The following is an 18,279-nucleotide window of genomic DNA, read 5'->3' on the forward strand; positions in this document are numbered from 1 at the left end:
GAGACGACCTGATTATCCGAGAAAGCCCCAACGTCAAATTGTCTCACATGGATGCCGTTTTCTGTGGTAAAGTGCCCGAACCATGAAGTCCGTATCAATAATCCTTTTAATCGTCTATCTCATGCTTCCGGCAATCTGCTTCGGTCATCCGTGCGAACTCCCATCGATGGATTCTCAACATCTCTCCTCTGTTGCGGCCGACTCAGGTGAGATTCCGGTGGATCACGATACCGACAGTTGCGAAACAACCTGTTGCTGCGCCATGTACGTTCCCCTTTCAGCTGCCATAATTATTACCGCTGCCGAACTTACCACCAGGCAGTTGCCGTATGAACCACATCTGGCCTTGCCCCGCCTTATCGACAGGATCTTTGTCCCTCCGCAGAACCTTTCCTGATTCACTTCTTACCTTCGTTACCGATATTAACTTTAGCCGCCCGGCAGTCCTGACTGAATAGCCATGGAGCAGTCGTGGCAAGACGATCATTGTCATCGGCATTGCCGGACCGGCGATGACCGTGATCCCGGTGGCATCGGAAATCCTTGCCACCGAATTTCCCCGGGCTCGGGGCGCCGGATTACGACAACCAAAGGGAAAAAGGAGAATAAACCATGAAATGCCCGGTCTGCACAGGAGTAGATCTGAAACTCGCCGAACGTCAGGGGGTGGAAATAGATTACTGCCCGGAATGCCGCGGAGTCTGGCTTGACAGGGGCGAGCTGGACAAGATTCTGGAAAGGTCGGCTATCCAGACGCCCGCCTACACACAACCCGAACCGCGACATCAACAGCCTGCCTATAACCAGCAGCATTACGGCAAGCAACATCATGACAGTCATGGCTATGGTCATGACAACCATCACAGGAAGAAAAACTGGCTTGCGGAACTGTTCGATTAAACCGGCGTGAGAGCGGGAGGAGACAACTCCTCCCGTTTTGCACACCCCTGACAAAACAGGCATTATGAAACATCTTGACGGAGTAGCGGAATGATTCAATCACCGGAAGTTCAGGCAGCGAAAAGCAGGGCCGCATTGCTGTCAATCGCATCCAACACGATTCTGACAGTAATCAAGCTGATCATCGGCATCATGATGCAGTCGGTCAGCGTTATCTCCGAGGCAGTCCACTCCGGGCTCGACCTGGTTGCTGCCGTTATCGCCTGGTTTGCGGTCTGTAAATCAGGCAAGCCGGCCGATGACGAGCACCGCTTCGGCCACGGCAAGATCGAGAATGTCGCCGGAACAGTAGAGGCGATCCTCATCTTCGGTGCCGCGTTCTATATCATCTGGGAGGCGGTCCACAAGCTGCGGTCAGGCACGGTGGAGATCGAGAGCCTGGGGCTTGGCGCCGCGATCATGGCCGTTTCCGCGATCGCAAACTACCTTGTTTCCCGGAACCTGCTGAATGTGGCGATCAAGACCGATTCGGTGGCGCTCGAAGCCGACGCCATGCACCTTAGAGCCGATGTCTACACATCGGTCGGCGTGCTTGGCGGTCTGGTGGCGATCAAGCTCACCGGCATCGCCATGCTCGATCCGATCATCGCCATCATCGTGGCCCTGATGATCATCAAGGCGGCCTGGGACCTCACCAAAACCGCCTTCTTCCATATCCTTGACGTCAAACTACCGGATGACGAGGAGGCTTTGATCCATGACGTTATGGCGAGCTATTCCGGCCGGTTCATCGAGTACCACAAGCTGCGCACCCGCAAATCAGGCCATGTCAGACATATCGACATGCATCTGGTGGTGCCGAAGCAGATGACCGTGGAAGCCGGGCATCTGCTCAGCCATCAGATCACGGCTGATATCGAAAACTGCCTGCCCCACAGCCATATACTGGTGCATATCGAACCCTGTCCCGGCGGATGCGAGAGCTGTGCGGTCGAATGTCCGAAAATTTTTGTTAACAGTTCGGCTGGTTCTTGACAGCAATAGGTGTATATTACATCGTGATGAAATTCTTGCCCCCAGAAAGAAGAGCTCCATGAGGCGATCGACAATCCTGCTCTGTTCCATAGCATTTCTATGCTGCACATCCTGCAGTGCAAAAAAAGAGAAACCCAGGGCAAAACCGGCAGTCCCGGTCAAGGTGGCGCAGGCGGTCCAGAAAAATGTGCCGGTCCAGGTCAAGGCCATCGGCAACATCGAGGCGTATACCAGCGTTGCCATCAAGTCGCAGGTGAACGGCCAGATAGCGCGGGTCCATTTCACTGAAGGGAGCGACGTCAACAAGGGAGCTCTACTGGTCAGCATCGACCCGGAACCGTTCCAGGCAGCGCTGAGCCAATACGAAGCAACACTGGCCAAGGACCAGGCACAGGCACGATTCGCCGTAGACCAGGCAAAGCGTTACGAAGGGCTGCTCAAGGACGGCATCGTCACCCATGATCAGTATGACCAGTTGCGGGCCAATGCCGAGTCGTTGGCCGCCACCGTGGTCGCCGATCGCGCCGCAATCAGGAACGCGAAAATTCAGCTCGGCTACTGCTCCATCCGCTCCCCGATCGCCGGCCGCACCGGCACCGTGACCCTGCAACCGGGCAACCTGGTGAAGGCAAACGACCTGGCGATTGTCACCGTCAACCAGCTGACACCGATCTACGTCACCTTTTCCCTCCCGGAAAAACGGCTCACGGAAATCAAGCGGGCCATGGCGGCCGGCCAGTTGAAGGTCGAGGCCGTGATCCCCAACGAACCGGGGAGCACCGAAGCCGGCACGATCAGTTTCCTGGACAATGCCGTGAATCCGGCCACCGGCACCATCAAGCTCAAGGGTGTCTTTGCCAACAAGTCGCGCAAACTCTGGCCCGGCCAGTTTACCGATGTCCTGATAACGCTCGGCGCCCGGCAGAACGCCGTGGTCGTCCCGACCCAGGCCATCCAGACCAGCCAGCAGGGCGAGTTCGTCTACGTGGTCAAGCCGGACAACAAAGTGGAGATGCGTCAGGTGACATCGGCGGTGGCATTGGGAGAAGAGACGGTTGTCGAAAAAGGACTGGCGCCGGGTGAGACCGTGGTGGTCGACGGCCAGCTCCGCCTGACCCCCGGAGCCACGGTGGAATCGAAAGAGAAGCGGGCGGCTGAAGGCAAGAAGAAATGAACATCGCTGATCTCTTCATCCGCCGGCCGATCATGACGTCGCTGATCATGATCGCCATCTTCATCTTCGGGGTGGTGTCCTATCGCCTGCTGCCGGTGAACGACCTGCCCAACGTGGATTTCCCCACCATCCAGGTCAACGCCAACCTCCCGGGTGCCAACCCGGACACCATGGCCGCGGCGGTGGCGACCCCGCTGGAGAACCAGCTCTCCACCATCGCCGGAGTCGATTCCATGACCTCGACCAACGGCGTCGGCACCACCAGGATCACCCTGCAGTTCAACCTGGACCGGGATATCGATGCGGCGGCCCAGGATGTCCAGGCCGCCATCTCCCTGGCGATCCGCTCTCTGCCGAAAAACATGCCGACCCCGCCGTCGTTCCGCAAGGTCAATCCGGCGGACCAGCCGGTGCTCTACCTGGCGCTCAGCTCTCCCAGTCTCCCTCTTTCCAGCGTTGACGAGTATGCCCAGACCCTGATCGCGCGCCGCATCTCCACGATCAGCGGCGTGGCCCAGGTCAACGTGCACGGCTCGCAGAAATATGCCGTGCGGGCCCAGCTCGACCCGAAGGCGCTTGCCTCCCGGCAGATCGGTATCGACGAGGTGGCAACCGCCATTGACGAGACCAACGTCAATCTGCCCACCGGGGTGCTGGACGGCACCAAACAGGCCTATACCATCGAGGCCAGCGGCCAGCTGTTCAAGGCGTCCGCCTACCGGCAGGTTGCGGTGGCCTATCGCGACGGCTCGCCGGTCCGGCTGGAGGAGGTCGGCAAGGTCCTCGACAGCGTGGAGAACACCAGGACCGCCAGCTGGTACAACAACACCCGCGCCATCGTCCTGACCGTCCAGCGCCAGCCCGGCACCAACACCATCGAGGTCGTGGACAGCGTCAAGAAGCTGCTCCCAACCTTCCGCAGCCAGATGCCGGCATCCGTGGAGCTGAACGTGCTCTATGACCGGTCGCTCCTGATCCGCGAATCGATGCACGACGTCAAGTTCACCCTGGTGCTGACCATCGGCCTGGTCATCATGGTGATCTTTCTCTTCCTGCGCAACATCTCCGCCACGGTGATACCGTCACTCGCAGTGCCGATGTCCATTGTCGGCACCTTCACGGTCATGCGCCTGCTGGGATTCTCCCTCAACAACATCTCCATGATGGCCCTGACCCTGGCGGTAGGCTATGTGGTGGATGACGCCATCGTCATGCTGGAGAATATCGTCCGGCACATGGAAAAGGGCGAAAGCGCCATGGAGGCGGCTTTCAAGGGGTCAAAGGAGATCAGCTTCACCATTCTCTCCATGACCATCTCGCTGGTGGCGGTCTTTATCCCGGTCCTGTTCATGGGAGGGATTCTCGGGCGGCTGCTGCACGAATTCGCCATCACCATCAGCGCGGCGATCCTGGTTTCCTGCTTTGTCTCCGTGACCCTGACCCCGATGCTCTGCAGCCGTTTTCTGAAACCGCATGGAGCTAAGCGGCACGGGCGGCTGTTCATGACAATGGAGCGGTTTTTCGACGGCATGCTCCACCTGTATGACCGCTCGCTGAAACAGGTGCTGGCCTACCGGCGGACCACCATGGCAGTGACCATCCTGGTCACGCTGCTGACCGTCTGGCTCTTTACCGTAGTGCCGATGGGGTTCCTGCCGACCGAAGACACCGGCCGGCTCAACGCCGACACCGAGACCGCCCAGGGAACCTCCTTTGCCGACATGAAGCTGCACCAGGAGGCAGTGGCCGCCATCATCGCCAAAGATCCGAATATCGACGGGTTCATGTCATCCATCGGCGGCGGCCGCGGCACCAACAACGGCAGCTTTTTCATGCGGCTGAAACCGCGCGATCAGCGCAAGCTCTCGGCGGATGAGGTGATCCAGGAACTCCGACCCAAACTGGCCAAGATCGCCGGAGTCCGCACCTTTATCAAGAACGTCCCCTCGATCCAGATCGGCGGCACCAGCTCCAAAAGCCAGTACCAGTTCACCCTGCAGGGCCAGGATACCGACGAGCTGTACCGGTCCGCCATAGAGTTAGAGGCCAAACTGCGGGAGCTGCCGGAGCTTCAGGACGTAACCAGCGACCTGCAGATCAGCAATCCGCAGGTGCATGTGGAGATCAACCGGGACAAGGTGGCGGCCATGGGGCTCTCCGTCATGCAGGTGGAGGACGCGCTGGCCTATGCCTACGGTTCTCGCCAGGTCTCCTCCATCTTTGCCCCGACCAACCAGTACCAGGTGATCCTGGAGCTGGACCCGCTCTACCAGGGGGACCCGGCAGCGCTGGGGATGCTCTACATCCACGCCAAGACCGGCCAGCTGATTCCCCTGGAGACCATTGCCACCATCACCAAGACCATCGGCCCGCTGGCGGTCAACCACCTGGGACAACTGCCCGCAGTAACGATCTCGTTCAACCTCCGTCCCGGCATCGCCCTGGGGGATGCAATGAAGCTGGTGGACAAACTGGCCGACACCACCCTGCCCCAGACGGTCAGCACCAGCTTCCAGGGGACTGCCCAGGCCTTCAAATCCTCGTTCAGCGGCCTATGGATGCTGCTGGCCATGGCGATCTTCGTCATCTACGTGGTGCTCGGCGTGCTTTACGAGAGCTACATCCACCCGATCACCATCCTTTCCGGGCTGCCGGCCGCCGGATTCGGGGCTTTGATCACCCTGATGCTCTTCAAGTGCGATCTGAACATCTACGGTTTTGTCGGGATCATCATGCTGATCGGCATCGTCAAAAAGAACGCGATCATGATGATCGACTTTGCCCTGGAGGCCGAGCGGGAGAGCGGCAAACAACCGCTGGATGCCATTTACGAAGGGGCAATCGTCCGGTTCCGGCCAATCATGATGACCACCATGGCGGCCCTGATGGGTACCCTGCCGATCGCCATCGGCCTCGGCGCCGGCGGCGAATCGCGGCAGCCGCTCGGCCTGGCCGTGGTCGGCGGTCTGGTGACCTCGCAGCTCCTGACCCTCTACATCACACCGGTGGTCTACTATTACATGGATCGGCTGCTGCATAAGGTGAGGCCGCGCAAGACGGTTGTGGTGAAGGATTGACGATAAATCGAAGAAGGTTACCCGATTCGGCGGAAGGCCGAGGCCTTGATGGCCGCGTACAGTTCGCTGCCGGCCACTATCCCCAGTTCATCAGCAGCCTGCTTGACCACTTCTGCCACCAGACGGTCCTTGCCGCAGGCCAGCTCGATACCGACCCGGTTCGCCGATGCAAAGGTCCCGGCAACCGTGCAGCGGAACAGGTTGCGGGCGCTGATCGCCTCGGGATGCTGTTTGAACAGGATAATGTCTTTTGATGAGAGCTCGAACAGGGTTTCGGGCTGGTCGTTGCCGGCCGAAATCAGCAGTTCGCCAGTTCCCCACCGGTATGCGTACAGCCCGTCACTGCGACGGGGATTAGCCAGCCTGAGAAGATTGATATAGCCGACCGGGCTGACACCCATCCGGCTGCGGGCCAGATTTTCCGGGGTGGTCTGGTCCACGACGCGGCCGTCGGCCATTGCCAGCACCTCGTCCGCCATGAGCCGCATCTCCAGCATGGAGTGGGAGATGAACAGATACGGGATGCTGAAGGTCGCGCAGACTGTTTTCAGGTGATGAATGATCTGGAAGCGGAGGGTATCGTCCAGCGCGGAGAGCGGTTCATCCATCAGCAGGAGCCGGGGATTGGACAAAACCGCCCGGCCGATGGCAACCCGCTGTTTTTCGCCGCCGGAAAGGTTATTGACCCCGCGCTCCAGCAGCGGGGCGATCTGCAGCACCTCGACCAGGCTGTCGAAGTCGATCCTCCGGTTTTCCGGGGTACAGCGCTTGAAGCCAAAAAGCAGATTGTTCTTTACGTTCAGGTGCGGAAACAGATGTGGATGCTGGAAGATGATCCCGATCCGCCGCCGGTCTGGCGGGGTGTCGATGTTTCGATCGAAGAGCGTTTCGTTGTTAAGCCGGATAATGCCGTCATCCGGTTGCTGCAGCCCGGCAATCAGGTTGACCAGCGTTGACTTCCCGCTCCCGGACGGGCCGAAAATACCGATCCGGTCCTGCGACACCGTAAAATCGACGTTCAGGTCAAAGGAGCAGAACTTCTTCGTCGCCGCGACGCGCAGTTCCATGTCAGTCCACCCTGATCATGCGGCGGCTGAGATATTCATGAAACAGCAGCACCACCACCGAAATGACAACCGAAACAACGCAGAGCGCCAGGGCCATGCGGTCGCCGTCGGGCGAGCTGGCGTATTCGTAGATCGCCAGCGGAATGGTCTGGGTTACCCCCGGGATATTGCCGGCAACGATGATCGTTGCCCCGAACTCTCCCAGTCCCCGCGCGAACATGAGGGCCGAACCGGCGATGACGCCCCGCAGGGAGAGAGGCAGGATAACCGTCATCACGGTATCGAACCAGCCGGCACCGAGGGTGCGGGATGCCTGCACCAGCCCCTGGTCGATGGTTTCCATGCCGATCCGTATGGAACGGACCAGCAGAGGAAAGCCGACCACGGCAGTGGCGATCACCGCCGCCTTCCAGGTAAAGATCAGCTTGATCCCCAGCGGTTGCAGGATCTGCTTGCCGATGACCCCGTTCTGCCCGAGTACGACCAGCAGGATATAGCCGATCACCACCGGCGGCAGGGTCAGGGGAAGGTTGACGATCAGGTCCAGGACGAACTTACCCCGGAACTTCCGGTAGGTCATGACATAAGCGGCGCTAAAACCGAACGGCAACGACAACAGGGTCGCCACTATCGACACCTTCAGCGACAGCAGGATAGCGGTATATTCGGCAGACGTGAACTCCGGCACAGGAACCCCTACTTGACGATAAATCCGTGTTTCTTCAAAACAGCCTGCGCCTCAACCGACTTCAGTACGTTGTAGAAGGCTGCTGCTTCTGCGTTTTTTGCGCCATTAACGGTCAGGGCCATCGGGTAGGTCACCCGGGGATAATACTCCTGCGGCACGACGAACAGAATCTTTGCGTTCCGGGCCGCCTGCTGGGCATCGGTTTTGTAGACAAACGCGCCATCAACCTCGCCCCGGTCCGCATACATCAGGCATTCACGCACATCCTTGGCCATGACCAGCTTCTTTTCCAGCTGTTTGGAGATGCCCGCCTTTTTAAATGCTTCCATGGCATATTCGCCGGCAGGAACGCTCTTGGGGCTGCCGATGGCAATTCTATCAAGTTTCACGACATCCTGCACCCCGGTCGCCTTCAGTCCCGGTTTACCGGCAAAGACCAGCACATTATAGGTGAAGGTAGCAATGCTCTTCTCGTCGGCCTGTTTCCTGGCCTTCAGGTAATCCAGCCATTCCGTATTGGCAGAGATGAAGATATCGGCCGGGGCGCCGTTTTCGATCTGCTTGGCCAGCGCTCCAGACCCGCCGTAGTTCTTCCTGAAACCCACGCCGGGATGCGTCTTCGCGTAATTATCGGACAGTTCGTTCAGAACCTCTTTCAGGCTGGCGGCAACCGCGAGGTTGATCTCACCTGCGAACAGTGGGGATGAACAGCAGAGTATCACCGTTAACGCCGCCAGGGACATGACAACTGCCTGCTTCATCTCTTTGCCTCCCTTTTATAGCGTTTTATTCGATACTACATAAGGCATACCAAAGTCCAACAGATAAGTAACCGTTGGATATCATGCAATTTAAAACAAGCGACATTCAATGCCGGAGTGCTGACTGCTGTAACTTTCGGCAGTAACCGCTAATTTGCCGGGGAAGTAATCAAAAAACCGAGTGTGCATCAAAATACGGAAAATAATGGGTGCAGAATATTCTTCACCCTCACCGAATATTCTTCATTAAGCCTGTACCCCAAATGCCGTCAACTTCAAATCCCGCTTCATATTATCCAGCAATATCGAACAGATGCAAATCAAGCAAAGGATTGGCATGACCCTTGAGTAACAAGGGAGTCATACGCGGAGAACAAACATGAACCTAAAAACAATCTCGACCTCGATTCTCGTCATTGCTGCAGTTACCCTGCTGGTCGTGCTCGCACTGCGCGTTCGGGTCGGCGCAACTGCCGATTCCGTGGCAGTGCTCAGGACCGCGGGAATGACCTGCGGCAGCTGTTCCGACCGGATAGCCAAGGCGCTCGAACGGGAGCAAGGGGTTGCCGTAACCAAAGTGGATATTACCGGCGGCTGGGTAATCATCGGCTTCGACTCAAAGAGGGTCGCCCCGGAAACCCTGGCGGCCAAGGTCACGGCAACAGGGTTTGCCAGCAACCTTGATTCGGTTCTGTCCCCGGAAGAGTTCAAGAAGACCACCGGCATGGAGATCGGCAACTGCGCGGCGAAAGCCACGAGCTGTTGCGCCGGCAATGGCAGGGGCTGCAACATGAACGGAGAAAATCAGGCAAAAGGAGAGTGACATGGCATCAGAACGATCAACACAGGTTGTATGGGGGTTGGCAACAATCGTGGCATTACTGCTTGGAGCGGCAAGCGTCTTTGCCTTCTCGTTCGGCAAGTATGAAAAGGTGAAGGTAACCGGTGCCGTGGCGACGATACCGGTTACCAAGCTTGAAGATGCCAAGGCGCATTTTTACAAGTTTGAAGACGGCGGCAAAGAGATCGCCTTCTTTGCGGTCAAGGCAGCGGACGGCAGCGTCAAGACCGCCTTTGACGCCTGCGACGCCTGCTATAAGTCGAAGAAGGGGTACGAGCAGCAGGGTGACAAGATGAACTGCAAGAACTGCAACCAGAAGTTCGCCATCAGCAAGCTCGGCCCAAATGCCACCGGCGGCTGCAACCCCGGCTATCTGCCGCACCAGCAGAGCGGCGGCAACATCACGATCAACCTGAACGACCTGAAGGCAGGGGCGAGATACTTCTGATGAAGCTGCACACCATTGCCATCAACAACCTGAAACGCCGCAAGGCCAAGATGGCCTTTCTCACCATCGGCCTGAGCGTGGGAATCGCCACCATCGTTACCCTGGTAACCCTCACCAGATCGATGTCCGGCGACATCGAACGGAAGATGGACGAGTTCGGGGCCAACATCCTGATCACCCCGCTGAGTAACGGCCTGGCCATGAATTACGGCGGCATCAGCCTTGGCGGCGTCACCTTCGACCAGCGGGAGATCCGGGAGAGCGACCTGGCCAGGATCAAGACCATTGCCAACCACAAGAACATCTCGGCCATCAGTCCCAAGGTTTTGGGCGGGGTCAAGGTGGGGAGCCATGACGTGCTGCTGGTCGGGGTAGATTTTGCCAGCGAGCTGAAGATGAAGCAGTGGTGGCAGATCTTCGGCGCCGCGCCCAAAGCCGATAACGAGCTGCTGCTCGGAAGCGACAGCGCGAAGGTCCTCAACGTGGGGACGGGCGACCGGATCAGGATCAAAGGTGAAGAGTTCAGGGTGGCCGGAATCCTCGGCCAGACCGGCTCCCAGGACGATGCCCTGGTATTTGCCGCGCTCCCCAAGGCCCAGAAGCTGCTCGGCAAAGAGGGGAAGATCACCCTGGCCGAGGTGGCGGCGCTCTGTTCCGGCTGTCCCATCGGGGACATGGTGACCCAGATCGCTGAGAAAATACCGGATGCCAAGGTTTCCGCCATCCAGCAGGTGGTCGAGGGACGGCTCAAGGCGCTGGACCAGTTCAAGCGGTTCTCCTACGCCATGGCCGCAGTGGTGGTCTTCATCGGTTCCCTGATCGTCTTCGTCACCATGATGGGGAGCGTCAACGAGCGTACTACCGAGATCGGCGTCTTCCGGGCCATAGGATTCCGGAAATCGCACATCATGCGGATCATCCTGTTCGAGGCGGCCCTGGTGAGCCTGCTGGCCGGTTTCCTGGGGTATGGGGCCGGCATGGGGGGCGCCAAACTTGCCCTGCCGTTCATGGCGGAAGGGAAGAATACCCTACTGGCGTGGGACGGATCGGTAGCAATCGGTGCTGTCGTCCTTGCCGTGGCGTTGGGGCTGGTGGCCAGCCTTTATCCGGCGCTGCATGCGGCGAAGATGGACCCGACCGAAGCCCTGAGGGCTCTTTAGTGAAACGCGGCTTTTGCGCAATATCTGCGTAAGTCTTCGGGATTCCTTGTGCGGCGTAGCGCTGCTACGCCTCCGCGCAATCCCTCGACAGCCTTGATCTTGCACAAAATCCACGTTTCATTGGGCAGTGCACTCCATTCGAGGAACAGAAAATCATTATGTCACTCATTGAAATCAGTAACGTAACAAAGCAGTACAATGGCGGCGATGAGGTCGTCGAGGCGCTGCGCGGGGTGGACATAGCCATTGAGGCGGGTGAGTTCATCACCATCATGGGCCAATCCGGTTCCGGCAAGAGCACCCTGCTCTCGATACTTGGTGGGATGAACCACCCGACCTCGGGCGAGGTCGCGATGGCCGGTGTGGAGCTTTACCGGCTCCCCGGCGAAAAGCTGGCAGACTTCCGGGCACAGAACCTGGGGTTTGTCTTCCAGTCATTCCACCTCATCCCCTATCTGACCGCCATTGAAAACGTCCTGCTACCGTTGGCAATCGTCAAGATGAAGGGAGCGGACAAGAACGCCGCAGCCAAACGAGCACTGGAGCGGGTCGGCCTCGGAAACAAGGCGGATCGCCTGCCCAACCAGCTTTCCGGCGGCGAACAGGAACGGGTCGCCATTGCCCGGGCCATTGTCAACAATCCGAAGATCCTGCTGGCGGACGAGCCGACCGGCAATCTCGACTCCAGGACCAGCGATGAAGTGATGGCGCTGTTCCGGGAACTTAATGATGCCGGTCAGACCGTGGTCATGGTAACGCACAATCCGGAAAACTGCCGCTATTCGGACCGGAGCATCAACCTGAGGGACGGGCTGGTCGTAGGGCAGAACTGATTGCATCCGTACGGAAAAAGGATAGACTTTATTTGCCCAACAAGGCAGTTCACCCTGATCCAGATACAGAAGGCCCAATGCAAAGATCATCCATAATCCGGCCAACCGTTATCGCAACATTCATCGTAGCCATCAGCCTGCTGCACTACTTTACCCCGCTTCATCTCCCCTACCTCCATGCCATATTCCAGAGGCTTTACTATCTGCCGATAATCCTGGCCGCCCTCTGGTTCGGCTTTCGTGGTGGCCTGATCTGCTCGATCATTGTCAGTATCGCCTATGCCCCCCATATCCTGTTCCAGTGGGGAGGGTGCCTGACCATGGAGATGGAAAAATACCTGGAAATCCTACTGTACAATATCGTCGGCGGCATGACCGGCCTGCTGTCCCAAAGAGAGCGTGAGCGCACGGTCGAACTGCAAAAGACCGCCCGCGGCCTGGAGGAGTCGTACCAGCAGCTGCAGCAGCAGTCGGAACGGATCATTGCCATCGAAGAACAACTCCGCCGGGCGGAAAAACTCTCAACCCTGGGGGAGATGGCGGCGGTGCTGGCCCACGAGATCAGGAACCCCTTAGGTTCGATCCGCGGCACGGCCGAGATCCTGAAGGACGATTATAAACCGGGCGACCCCAAGCACGAGTTCATCGAGATCCAGATCAGGGAGACCGAGCGGTTGAACCGGGTGGTTGAGGATTTCCTGCGGATGGCGCGGCCGCAGCCGTCGGAAATGGGCCGTTGCTCGCTGGTTGAAGAGCTGGAGACTGTGGTGACGCTTGTTGCCCGTGATGCCCTTGACCGCGGCGTCACCCTGCGCCTGGAGCCGTTCGCTGGCGCGGCGATTGTCCGGGCCAACGGTGAGAAGCTGCGCCAGGCATTCCTCAACATCGTGATCAACGCCCTCCAGGCCACCCCTTCCGGCGGCAAGGTCGATATAGCGCTTCGCATGGCCGAATCCGCCTATGAAATCAGCGTCAGCGATAACGGCACCGGCATCGATGCCGACTCCCAGGCAAAGATCTTCGAGCCGTTCTTCACCACCAAGCCCAACGGCACCGGCCTGGGGCTGGCCATCACCCGTAAGATCGTTGAAGGCCACGGCGGGACCCTGGCGGTAGAGAGCGAAGTCGGTAAGGGGACGACGGTTTTGGTGAAATTGCCCCTGAACGATTCTGCAAACTAAGGACCACCATGAAACCGAAAATCCTCATCATCGATGACGACCCGTCCTTGCGGCGGGTGCTGGAATACAACCTCCAGGAGGAGGGATACCATGTTTTTGCCGCGGAATCCGGCGAGGACGGACTGCGGCTGTTCAGCGACGAGAAGCCGTCGCTGGTGATTACCGACATGAAGATGTCCGGCATGGACGGCATGCAGGTGCTTAAGGCGGTCAAGGAGCAGTCGCCCGAGACCCTGGTCATGATCATTACCGCCTTCGGCGCAGTTGATATGGCGGTGGAGGCGATGAAGCTCGGGGCCTACGACTACATCACCAAGCCGTTCAACCGCGACGCCCTGCGGCTGACAGTGGCCAAGGCGCTGCAGTTCACCGGCATCACGGCGGAGAACCGGCGGCTGAAGGCAGAGCTGGCGGACAGGGACGATTTCCGCGCCATTGTCGGCAGCTCACCGCAGATGGAAAAGGTGTTCGCCGTGGTCCGCAAGGTGGCCGACACCGAGGCATCGGTGCTGATCACCGGCGAATCCGGCACCGGCAAGGAGCTGATCGCCCGGTCGATCCATAGCAACAGCTCCCGCCGTAACGCCCCGTTCGTCGCCATCAACTGCGCCGCCATCCCCCGCGACCTGCTGGAAAGCGAGCTGTTCGGCCATGTCAAAGGGGCGTTCACCGGTGCGATCAGGGACAAGACCGGCAAGTTCCAGCTGGCCGACGGCGGCACCCTGTTCCTCGACGAAGTGGGGGAACTGCCGGTGGAACTGCAGCCGAAACTGCTCCGGGCGCTGCAGGAAAAGGAGATCGAGCCGGTCGGCGGCACCAGGACGCTGAAGCTGGATGTCCGGGTCGTGGCAGCCACCAATCTCGATATCGAGCGGGCCATCGAAGAAGGGGCATTCCGCGAGGACCTATATTACCGGCTCTCCGTCATACCGATCATTTTGCCGCCGCTCCGGGAGCGGCGCCAGGATATCCCGCTCTTGATCAGGCATTTCTGCGCCAAGCACCACAGCGACCAGGTCGGGTTCGACAAGGAGGCGCTGGCAGCAATGACCGCCTATGCCTGGCCCGGCAACGTGCGCGAGCTGGAAAACAGCGTGGAACGGCTGCTGATCATGCGCAGCGGCGAGACAATCACAGCGGCGGAACTGCCGGACAAGATCCTGAACGCCAAAGGCGGGCAGGCTCAGGGATCGGCTGTCTTCAGGCTGCCGGACGAGGGGTATTCTCTGGAACAGCTGGAAAAGGAGATCGTCCTCGATGCTCTGGAGCGAAACAACTGGAACCAGGCAGCTGCGGCCCGGTTCCTGAAAATTCCCCGTCATACCTTGATCTACCGACTGGAGAAATTCGGAATTTCACTGCCCGACAAGAAGGGGTAGAGGAAGAAATGCTAAGAGCCGGGAGGCTAATGCTCCCGGCCCTCGTTCAGAGTAAAGTCCTTAACTGAGGCAACAAGCAGGAATGCCGTATTTTTCTGCAACAACTTTGATCTTGCCTTTCAGCTCTTTTAGTTCCGCTTCAAGATCGTTAACTTTGCGGAGATCAATACCCTCATAGCCGTACAGACCGCGCAGTTCGATTTCTTTTGCCTTAAGTACGCTTGCGAGTGCAGCTGTCTCCTGGGTGAACTGCTGGACGACCTGCTTATCCGTGCATTTGCTATCGGTGCAGCACGACCCTGCAGCTGAAGCCGATATAGCGCCGACTGAAAGCATTGCTATTGCAACCACTACGATTACGTTCTTTTTCATTGTCTTCTCTCCTTTGAGCTGGTTTGTAAGGCGCAAGCCTGTTTGTTATGTTTATACATATCAACGAGTGTGCCACATTGAACTATCCATATAACATACTGAATATGCGGGAAATATTCATTTGACCGTTATAAGGTCAGAATTTTTGCGTACAGAAAATGCTGCATCACCCCTCAGAAATCGGAGAATTTTCTGCAGCTTCCTGTTGATGTGATGTTTTTAAATTGATAGCGACATTACCAGCCTGAATCTTAATAATGATAATGACCGTTAACCCAATCCATGCGGGAGAATATTCTCCGCTCACAAAGAATATTCTCCACCTTTTACCACTACAGCAGCATCCTCCAACTCAACCAGCCCTTCAACATGCCGCAATTCTGGCATTTATTGTTTAATTAATGAGTTGGCACATTGCTTGATAATATAATCATGCAACACTAGGAGCATGTCCATTGTCAGCAATACCGAATGGCAGCGGCGGGAAGATTCAATATTAACCAGAACTTATCATCGTATCTCGACGTGCCTGGAAAGAATGCTACTATCATAAATAAGGAATGATGAAGGAACGCAGCACTCGTCAGTTACAACTCACAGTCAGGAGTTCCCATGCAACACCTCCGTACACTGGCTTTATTAATATTGCTATCTCTTGCACCTGCCCTGGCAAGGTCTGAAGGAGTGAAATCCCCACCCGACGACTTGGCGAGTCTTGTTGCTACAGCAGTCGCCAACAATCCCGAACTCAAGGCTTCCCAGGCGCGCTGGCGGATGTTCACCAGCAAGGCCAGGCAGGCCTCAAGCCTGGAAGACCCGATGTTCATGTTCAAGCTGCAGAACCTGGTGGCCAGGGAGCCGTTCTCGTTCGGCGGCAGCGACCCGCAGACCGCCAAGGTGATCGGCATCTCCCAGCAGCTCCCCTTTTGGGGGAAGCGGGCCATCAGGGAAGAGATTGCCCAGTACGAGGCGGATTCGTACAAATGGTCTCTGGAGGAACGGAAACTGGAGCTGGCCCGAATGGTCAAGGAGACCTGGTACCAGATCTACGCCGTGGACCGGTCAATCGCGCTGGCAGACAAGAACCTCCGGATTCTTACCGACTTCATGACCATTGCCGAGTCGAAATACTCGGTCGGCCAGGGGGCGCAGCAGGACATCTACAAGGCCGGGCTGGAAAAATCCAAGATGCTCGACATGCAGATCACCCTCAGGCAGCAGCGCCGGAGCCTGGAGGCCAACCTCAATTACCTCCTTGCCCGGCCAGACTCGACGCCGGTGGCCAAGATCCCGGATTTCGACCTCCCCGGGTTCGCCATGACGTCACAACAACTCAATGACTTCGCCTTTGCCCAGCGCCCCCGGATGAAGGAGCTATCCAGCCTGGTCAACAAGGGGTCTGCAGCGCACCGGCTGGCGCAGAAAGAGCAGTGGCCGGACTTCAACCTCTCCTTTGAATACATGTTCCGGGAAGCGGTCAACAATGAGATGACCAAAGATCCGGGTTACAACATGTTTACCGTCGGCGTGACCTTCAACCTGCCGGTGCAGAGGGAACGGCGCCAGGCAATGGCTGCCGAGGCGTCATCCGAGACGGCCATGGCGCTGGAAGAGCTTAACAGCCTGAGAAACAGCATCGGTTACTCGATCAGCGACACCCTGGCGCAGATGGAGCGGCTGCAGAAACTGGCGGAACTGTACAAGACCGGCACCATCCCCCAGGCCGAGCAATCCCTGGAATCGGCGGTGATCAGCTACAAGGTGAACAAGGTCGATTTCCTGACCCTGCTCGACAGCCGGATGAGTCTCTATACCTATGAACTCGGCTACTGCCACGCCCTGGCCGAGTACATGATGAAACTGGCGCAGCTCGAAGCACTGATCGGCGTCGATCCGGCAGACCTACAGGCGCTGCCAACGCCGGCAACCGATAAGCAGCCGCACCATTGAAAAATGACTTATGAGGTCGAACATGAACCTGAATAAAAAGATCGTTATCCCCCTGCTGCTGGTGATCCTGGCGGCTGTTGCCGGCGGCGGCTGGCTGTACAGGGCAGGCTGGTTCAACAAGGACAAAGACGGCCACTCCAAGGTTGAACACGCTGCCAAGCAGCTCTACACCTGCTCCATGCACCCGTTCATCGTCAAGGACAAGCCGGGCACCTGCCCGATCTGCGGCATGGAGCTGATCAAAAAGGTTGACGATTCTGCCGCGGGCGGCAGCCAGACACCGGAGCAGAAGCAACAGGCCGAGATGCTCGGCCATGTCTCGGTGTCGCCGACCCAGCGGGTCATGGCCAATGTCGCCACCATAGCGGCCAAGCAGCAGACATTGAACAAGGAGATCAATGCCGTCGGCATTGTCCAGTTCGACCAATCGCGCCAGGCCAAGGTGACCGCCTGGATTGCCGGCCGGATCGACAAGCTGAACGTCAACACCGTCGGCGCCTATGTTTCCAAGGATAAGCCGGTGGCCGAGGTCTACTCGCCCGATCTCCTTGCCACCCAGCAGGAATACCTCCTCGCCGTCAAGAGCCGCGACCAACTGAAGAACTCGCCGGTGGCCGCCATCGCCCAGAACGGCGACGGCCTGGTGTCATCGGCCAGACAGCGGCTGATGCTGTTCGGGGTCAAGGAGAGCCAGATTCTTGAATTGGAACGAGCGGGCAAGCCTAATATCCGGCTCCCGATCTACACCCCGCTCTCCGGCATCGTCATCGAAAAGATGGTGCAGCAAGGGCAGTACGTCAATACCGGTGACCCGCTGTTCAGCATTGCCGATCTCTCGACGGTCTGGGTGGAGGTGGAGGTCTACGAAAACGAGTTCCCCAACATCCGGATCGGCCAACAGGTGGAGATCCGCTCCCAGTCGTTCCCTGGCCGGCCGTTTTCCGGCAGGATCGCCTTCATCTACCCGTTCCTCGACCCCAAGACCAGGACCGTCAAGGCCAGGGTGGAGATGGCCAACCCCGGCCAGAAGCTGAAGCCGGACATGTTCGTCAACGCCGTCATCAAGTCGCCGCTCGGCTCAAGCATCGTACTACCGGTCACTGCGGTCATGGACACCGGCAAACGCAAGGTGGTCTGGGTCGAGACCTCCCCCGGCATGTTCGAGCCGCGTGACGTCCAGACCGGCCAGCAGACCGACGACAAGGTCCAGATCCTCTCCGGTATCAAGCCTGGGGATAAAGTGGCGGTTTCCGGCGGCTACCTGATCGACTCCGAAGCGCAGCTGAATGGTGGCGGCAGCCAGGATCACAGCCAGCATAGCGGGGAGAAGGCACCTGCGGCACCTCCAGCCAAGAAAGACAGCCTGAAGATGGATGATATGAAGATGTAATGTAGGGGCGATCCTTGTGATCG

17 protein-coding genes are annotated in these 18,279 nt (G+C 58.2%); 13 read left to right on the top strand and 4 right to left on the bottom strand.

Annotation, left to right across the window (positions count from 1 at the left end):
• The first annotated feature begins 82 nt into the window (after window positions 1-82).
• The 5 genes from OR1_RS16680 (at window position 83) to OR1_RS16700 (ending at window position 6,186) form a co-directional block, all read left to right on the top strand.
• Window positions 83-397 carry a hypothetical protein gene (locus OR1_RS16680; protein WP_041973294.1) on the top strand — a complete coding sequence of 105 codons (315 nt, stop codon included), beginning with the start codon at window positions 83-85 and terminating at the stop codon, window positions 395-397.
• Between the two features lie 215 nt (window positions 398-612).
• The gene (locus OR1_RS16685; RefSeq protein WP_041973296.1) at window positions 613-900 is read left to right on the top strand and encodes a zf-TFIIB domain-containing protein; all 288 of its coding nucleotides are present in this window, start codon (window positions 613-615) and stop codon (window positions 898-900) included.
• Between the two features lie 90 nt (window positions 901-990).
• Complete coding sequence (locus tag OR1_RS16690) at window positions 991-1,935, top strand: cation diffusion facilitator family transporter (protein WP_041973298.1); 945 nt, start codon at window positions 991-993, stop codon at window positions 1,933-1,935.
• Window positions 1,936-1,993: 58 nt separating this feature from the next.
• The gene (locus OR1_RS16695) at window positions 1,994-3,109 is read left to right on the top strand and encodes an efflux RND transporter periplasmic adaptor subunit (protein WP_041973301.1); all 1,116 of its coding nucleotides are present in this window, start codon (window positions 1,994-1,996) and stop codon (window positions 3,107-3,109) included.
• Window positions 3,106-6,186 (top strand): efflux RND transporter permease subunit, encoded by a 3,081-nt coding sequence (locus tag OR1_RS16700; RefSeq protein ID WP_041973304.1) that lies wholly within the window; start codon window positions 3,106-3,108, stop codon window positions 6,184-6,186. Before OR1_RS16695 ends, OR1_RS16700 begins: the two co-directional genes overlap by 4 nt.
• A 17-nt stretch (window positions 6,187-6,203) precedes the next feature.
• Here the strand turns inward: OR1_RS16700 and modC are convergent, their stop codons facing one another.
• Genes modC through modA form a run of 3 tightly spaced genes read right to left on the bottom strand, consistent with a single transcriptional unit; the run spans window position 6,204 to window position 8,702 of the window.
• Entirely contained in the window at window positions 6,204-7,253 is a 1,050-nt protein-coding gene (modC, locus tag OR1_RS16705) for a molybdenum ABC transporter ATP-binding protein (protein ID WP_041973306.1), read from the bottom strand.
• A gap of 1 nt (window position 7,254) precedes the next feature.
• Window positions 7,255-7,941, bottom strand: a complete 687-nt coding sequence (gene modB, locus OR1_RS16710) for a molybdate ABC transporter permease subunit (protein WP_041973308.1) — start codon at window positions 7,939-7,941, stop codon at window positions 7,255-7,257.
• A gap of 8 nt (window positions 7,942-7,949) precedes the next feature.
• Window positions 7,950-8,702, bottom strand: coding sequence for a molybdate ABC transporter substrate-binding protein (gene modA, locus OR1_RS16715; protein WP_041973310.1), 753 nt, complete (start codon window positions 8,700-8,702; stop codon window positions 7,950-7,952).
• A 379-nt stretch (window positions 8,703-9,081) separates the two neighbouring features.
• Between modA and OR1_RS16720 the strand changes: the two genes are divergently transcribed.
• The 6 genes from OR1_RS16720 (at window position 9,082) to OR1_RS16745 (ending at window position 14,544) form a co-directional block, all read left to right on the top strand.
• Window positions 9,082-9,525 (top strand): heavy-metal-associated domain-containing protein, encoded by a 444-nt coding sequence (locus tag OR1_RS16720; protein ID WP_041973312.1) that lies wholly within the window; start codon window positions 9,082-9,084, stop codon window positions 9,523-9,525.
• A gap of 1 nt (window position 9,526) precedes the next feature.
• Complete coding sequence (locus OR1_RS16725) at window positions 9,527-9,991, top strand: DUF2318 domain-containing protein (RefSeq protein WP_041973315.1); 465 nt, start codon at window positions 9,527-9,529, stop codon at window positions 9,989-9,991.
• Window positions 9,991-11,151 carry an FtsX-like permease family protein gene (locus OR1_RS16730; protein ID WP_041973319.1) on the top strand — a complete coding sequence of 387 codons (1,161 nt, stop codon included), beginning with the start codon at window positions 9,991-9,993 and terminating at the stop codon, window positions 11,149-11,151. The genes OR1_RS16725 and OR1_RS16730 overlap by 1 nt, the downstream gene beginning before the upstream one ends.
• A gap of 158 nt (window positions 11,152-11,309) precedes the next feature.
• Entirely contained in the window at window positions 11,310-11,984 is a 675-nt protein-coding gene (locus tag OR1_RS16735) for an ABC transporter ATP-binding protein (protein WP_041973322.1), read from the top strand.
• Between the two features lie 77 nt (window positions 11,985-12,061).
• Window positions 12,062-13,165 (top strand): nitrogen regulation protein NR(II), encoded by a 1,104-nt coding sequence (locus tag OR1_RS16740; protein WP_041973323.1) that lies wholly within the window; start codon window positions 12,062-12,064, stop codon window positions 13,163-13,165.
• Between the two features lie 8 nt (window positions 13,166-13,173).
• Complete coding sequence (locus tag OR1_RS16745) at window positions 13,174-14,544, top strand: sigma-54 dependent transcriptional regulator (protein WP_041973325.1); 1,371 nt, start codon at window positions 13,174-13,176, stop codon at window positions 14,542-14,544.
• Between the two features lie 60 nt (window positions 14,545-14,604).
• Here OR1_RS16745 and OR1_RS16750 read toward each other — a convergent pair whose 3' ends face one another.
• The gene (locus tag OR1_RS16750; protein ID WP_041973327.1) at window positions 14,605-14,916 is read right to left on the bottom strand and encodes a hypothetical protein; all 312 of its coding nucleotides are present in this window, start codon (window positions 14,914-14,916) and stop codon (window positions 14,605-14,607) included.
• Between the two features lie 612 nt (window positions 14,917-15,528).
• Here OR1_RS16750 and OR1_RS16755 point away from each other — a divergent pair.
• Complete coding sequence (locus tag OR1_RS16755) at window positions 15,529-16,866, top strand: TolC family protein (protein WP_041973330.1); 1,338 nt, start codon at window positions 15,529-15,531, stop codon at window positions 16,864-16,866.
• A gap of 22 nt (window positions 16,867-16,888) precedes the next feature.
• Complete coding sequence (locus OR1_RS16760) at window positions 16,889-18,256, top strand: efflux RND transporter periplasmic adaptor subunit (RefSeq protein WP_041973332.1); 1,368 nt, start codon at window positions 16,889-16,891, stop codon at window positions 18,254-18,256.
• Window positions 18,257-18,279: the final 23 nt, after the last annotated feature.

This window comes from Geobacter sp. OR-1 (genome assembly GCF_000813145.1).
Classification (GTDB): Bacteria; Desulfobacterota; Desulfuromonadia; order Geobacterales; family DSM-12255; genus Geoanaerobacter.